Below are 3,780 nucleotides of genomic sequence, written 5' to 3'. Positions count from 1 at the left end.
CAAATCCACTACGAGGGTGGGGGTAGCAGTGAGGGAATGGATAGCACTGTTTCGACGGGTATCAGTTACCGGGGCGCTCCCAAAGTTGTGCTGTACTTTTTGGAACGGATCGAGGATGTGGAAAAAGGCTACCGACAACTAGAGGCGAGAGTTGGTTTCCGTTTGGTGGGAAAAACGGAAAACCCGAACGGAACTGGCGACTTGTTAACTAAGGCTAACATCAGAAATTTGGCTCAGAGAATTGTCCAGAACTTTCTACAACCCCAACAATTTCGTCTTCACAAGGGTAGAGAATCGGTTAGCTATAGAGACAAGCACCAAGGGTTAGAGTCGTTTGTTTTTGCAACTAGCGCATCAGAGGGGATTAATCTTTATCAGCGAATCTGCCAGGTGATGCAGATAGAGTTTGACAGTTCAAAGGTCTTTACATCGAGCAACCAAAATCCATCCCAAGCGTTTCCTATTACGCCCCCAGAAGTGACGATATTGGGTAACAAAGTCAAACCACCCCGCCGCCGTCCGGTCGGGCACGTCTATTTTAGAGAGGCGAAATTGTTTTTAGAGATGCTCAACGAGCCTATCCTTCTCTGTGACTACAACGGGCATATATACAGGAATCCCGATTAGAAGACAACCCCAACTATTTTTTTAGATCAAGCAAACTCCCTTGCATATTCGGAAACCCTATAGGTTTCCGTAACTGTTCCATACCCTAAAAATGCCTGTTATGAATGTAATGGTAAGCAGTTTTGAAGCAACAAGGCAGGTATTGGATGTCTAGTCTAAATAGTACGAAAATTTATAGCTGGACTTCACCGTCGCCAGGGGGTACAGGAACCACTAGAGTGGCAGCAAGGCTTTCTGCTCGGTATGATGGCATTGCTACACATCTCGGAATGACCGCCCATACAAATCCAACTGAAGTAAACGCCCATATGCTTAAGCCAAATAAAGCTGTGCAGGAGGGCTACTTAATGAAGATGAGAATTAACTACCGAAAAGGCGAGAAGTATTTTGGGGCGGATATTTATGTGCCTACAGACAAAGTGACTGAAGCTATCCAGATACTACCTAACAAGCCCTGGGATGGTACGGGAGTGATAACTTCATGTCGCGATCGTGTACGAGTTGATTACCGCTAATAACAAAAGGAGAGTATATCAATGGCTAGAACGAAACTGTGTCAATTAGTAGATGGCACTAAGGTTAGAGTATTTAGATCTAGTAGTGTGATGTATACCTCAGACACTGTAACCAATTTGGGAATAGGTCCAGTCGCTGACGCAAATAAGAAGGAGCCAGTTTATGATACTGGGGAATTAATGCGAGCTGGTGTATTGGTGAGACTTTGCATTAGTTGCAACAATGGAGCTAATAAACCACCAATTACATACAGAGTATTTTGCGACGTAGAAAACGTAAACGCTGCTTTACATCATTATAATAGTGGCGGTAAAACCCTAAACGGTAAAACAGTATTGAGAGCTAGTCTAGACCGTCGTCAAGTTATCAAGTAAAACATGGATTTTACCGATGCTTATGGCACTTGGAAGGTGATAGCTTCAGGCTATCAGCCAACTCAAGAGTGGATAATTCACAGCTCCCCAGTTACTCAATACTCATTATTGAGGTTTAGATTTTTAACTGATTGGGGGCGGTGGACAAATCCCTATGATGGCTATAGGTCAATGCTGCTTATTCGAGGGCATTATTATAATGATTCTGAAAATTCTGACTGGATAACAGAGCAAAGGACTGTATACGTTACAGAGGAACCGCAACTGATTAATTATCCACCAGTTCAAGGGTTTACAGATAACCCCTCGGTGATTAGAAAGTTAGGAGTTCGCCGCCGTTTTTTCAAAAACGCAACATGGATCGAAAATCATCCTACAATGGATCTAAAGTTTAACGTAACAATTGAGGCTTTTGTAGACTAACATGGACATCTCTCTTAATCAATTAATTGACCATCTCCCCAATGATTCACAGTTTAAAACCTTACTAGGAACATTGGGGGCAAGCGGTGATAGTGTGGACGCTACCGTAGAATTTTGTCATTTAGTAGGGGCATTATATCAAGCACAGCAAGTATACAACCAACAACCAGGAAATAAAGCAATTAATATGGTCTCAGCAGTAAGTATTGAGCCTGTAGTAGAAAGTTTAGACGGGACATTTTTTAGGAGGTTAGAAAGAACTCTAGCTTTTTTGGAAAAGTATGAAAATAGTATAATTGTCCCGAACGTCAAAAGTTAGTTGGTCGAAAATTTAAAGCTGCCAGATAATTCGGATTCTATCTGCGTTATCTGGTCAAAGTCTTGAAATTAACCCAAGTAAAATGTGATTAAAAATCCACATAAACATAGGAGTTAATTCCGCCGTGGATATTGAAGTCGAAAAAATCACAATAATCATAAGTTGGATACTTTCACTCATTAGTACGGTATGGTATGTATCAGTTCAATACACAATAATTAAAGTACAAGTCAACAGAAACAGAGAAGAGCTAAACAGAATATCATCAATGCTTAGGCGAGAAATAGAAGAGCATAACAGACTTATATGGATAAACGTCAACCACATGGAAAAATACTTAACCAAAAATCAGGATTATTTTCCGTTAAATATACAAGGCGATCAATACAAAAATTATGACGACTGAAGTTTTGCCGGAATTATTACGGGTAGGAAGTGATGGGGTTGTGATATTTCTAGTGTGGTCTTTAATGAAACAGAACCAAAAGTTAATAACAGAGGTTAACTCAAGAGACAATGAATTAATGAAGTTGATTTACAAAATACTTAGCAGTGAACAACGAGGGACAAGAAGTAAACGCGATCGCACAATCAAGCCAAAGCCACAAGAATCCGTTAGGACTTGGGAGTAGAGTTGTCTGTGGCCCTAACGGATAACGGGTTGTCAAGTAGCCATTGCTCCTGGCCACAATCATCATACAGAAAAACTAAAGCGATCGCCACCCAAGTCACTTAACTCGTATAAACGCTTCCGGTTAAAACCAAAGATAAAACATCGGTGCGCTGTTGCAAATTCTCCAAAATTTCCCGCACTCCCGCCAACACATATCCCCGACATCGCAGCAACATTTCGGGGAGATGTTTAATGTAGAGTTTCTGAAGTTGTTCGATATTTTCCGCCGTCGGTTCAAGATTGCACTTTTCTAAAATCCTGCTGCAAATATCCCAATCTGTCAATCCCGCCATATTCAAAGCTGACAAATCCGTGCGATCGCCTGTCAGTTCTGCGATCGCTACCTCCATCGACAGCCGCCCCGCCCCTTTAGTGTTTAAAAGCGTCCCGTCAATATCCCAAAATAACACCGTTTTCAACTTCTCAAATACCCCCTCTCCCCTATTCAAGTTGACTTAGTAACCCACCTTTATATTACAGTTCATCCGGGTTAATTCCCTGGGCGCGTAATAACTCCGCTAGTCTTTCCGCCCGTTGGCGTTCCTGCTGTAACTCTACTTCGGCTTGTTCCGCCCGCTGACGTTCATTTTCCGCCCGCTGACGTTCATTTTCCGCCCGCTGACGTTCATTTTCCGCCCGCTGACGTTCAATTCTAGCCCGTTCATCCCCCGTTAATAGCAAATTACCCTGATTATCCCACCAACGCATCCAAGGCAATTCTACGTTGCTATACTGTCCCCGCCAAATCCCTAATTCTACACCCATGGAGTGAATGGGATAGTGACCTCTTTCATTCGCCGCCACTAACTCATAGTGATTTTCCACTAGGTGATAGACTTCTACACTGG

Annotated in this window: 6 protein-coding genes and 2 pseudogenes; 6 read left to right on the top strand and 2 right to left on the bottom strand. The window is 42.5% G+C overall.

All coding sequences use genetic code 11. The features are described from left to right. The 6 genes and pseudogenes from B9T16_RS26660 to B9T16_RS26635 all read left to right on the top strand — a co-directional run. A pseudogene (locus tag B9T16_RS26660) lies at window positions 1–627 on the top strand (hypothetical protein); the annotation flags it as partial. Window positions 628–974: 347 nt separating this feature from the next. Then, a complete protein-coding gene (locus tag B9T16_RS26655) occupies window positions 975–1,142 on the top strand; it encodes a hypothetical protein (RefSeq protein ID WP_410246056.1) in 168 nt (55 codons plus the stop codon). A 21-nt stretch (window positions 1,143–1,163) separates the two neighbouring features. Then, window positions 1,164–1,517, top strand: a complete 354-nt coding sequence (locus tag B9T16_RS26650) for a hypothetical protein (protein WP_410246057.1) — start codon at window positions 1,164–1,166, stop codon at window positions 1,515–1,517. 3 nt (window positions 1,518–1,520) lie between these two features. Next, the gene (locus B9T16_RS26645; RefSeq protein ID WP_410246058.1) at window positions 1,521–1,940 is read left to right on the top strand and encodes a hypothetical protein; all 420 of its coding nucleotides are present in this window, start codon (window positions 1,521–1,523) and stop codon (window positions 1,938–1,940) included. A 1-nt stretch (window position 1,941) separates the two neighbouring features. Then, the gene (locus B9T16_RS26640) at window positions 1,942–2,259 is read left to right on the top strand and encodes a hypothetical protein (protein WP_410246059.1); all 318 of its coding nucleotides are present in this window, start codon (window positions 1,942–1,944) and stop codon (window positions 2,257–2,259) included. 395 nt (window positions 2,260–2,654) lie between these two features. Then, the gene (locus B9T16_RS26635) at window positions 2,655–2,891 is read left to right on the top strand and encodes a hypothetical protein (RefSeq protein ID WP_014275463.1); all 237 of its coding nucleotides are present in this window, start codon (window positions 2,655–2,657) and stop codon (window positions 2,889–2,891) included. 100 nt (window positions 2,892–2,991) lie between these two features. Here the strand turns inward: B9T16_RS26635 and B9T16_RS26630 are convergent, their stop codons facing one another. Both B9T16_RS26630 and B9T16_RS26625 read right to left on the bottom strand, forming a co-directional pair. After that, complete coding sequence (locus B9T16_RS26630) at window positions 2,992–3,342, bottom strand: HAD family hydrolase (RefSeq protein ID WP_410246172.1); 351 nt, start codon at window positions 3,340–3,342, stop codon at window positions 2,992–2,994. 64 nt (window positions 3,343–3,406) lie between these two features. Then, window positions 3,407–3,780: pseudogene (locus tag B9T16_RS26625) on the bottom strand (Uma2 family endonuclease); the annotation flags it as partial.

The sequence above is a fragment of the Arthrospira sp. PCC 8006 genome, assembly GCF_046480465.1.
GTDB classification, from domain to species: Bacteria; Cyanobacteriota; Cyanobacteriia; order Cyanobacteriales; family Microcoleaceae; genus Limnospira; species Limnospira platensis.
Note: the sequence above shows the minus strand (reverse complement) of the source record. Positions and strands in the feature narration are given on the sequence as shown.

What these genes read in the sequence shown, in the direction of transcription:
- B9T16_RS26655 (WP_410246056.1), top strand. Translation starts at nt 975, where the DNA reads ATGAAGATGAGAATTAACTACCGAAAAGGCGAGAAGTATTTTGGGGCG.
- B9T16_RS26650 (WP_410246057.1), top strand. Translation starts at nt 1,164, where the DNA reads ATGGCTAGAACGAAACTGTGTCAATTAGTAGATGGCACTAAGGTTAGA.
- B9T16_RS26645 (WP_410246058.1), top strand. Translation starts at nt 1,521, where the DNA reads ATGGATTTTACCGATGCTTATGGCACTTGGAAGGTGATAGCTTCAGGC.
- B9T16_RS26640 (WP_410246059.1), top strand. Translation starts at nt 1,942, where the DNA reads ATGGACATCTCTCTTAATCAATTAATTGACCATCTCCCCAATGATTCA.
- B9T16_RS26635 (WP_014275463.1), top strand. Translation starts at nt 2,655, where the DNA reads ATGACGACTGAAGTTTTGCCGGAATTATTACGGGTAGGAAGTGATGGG.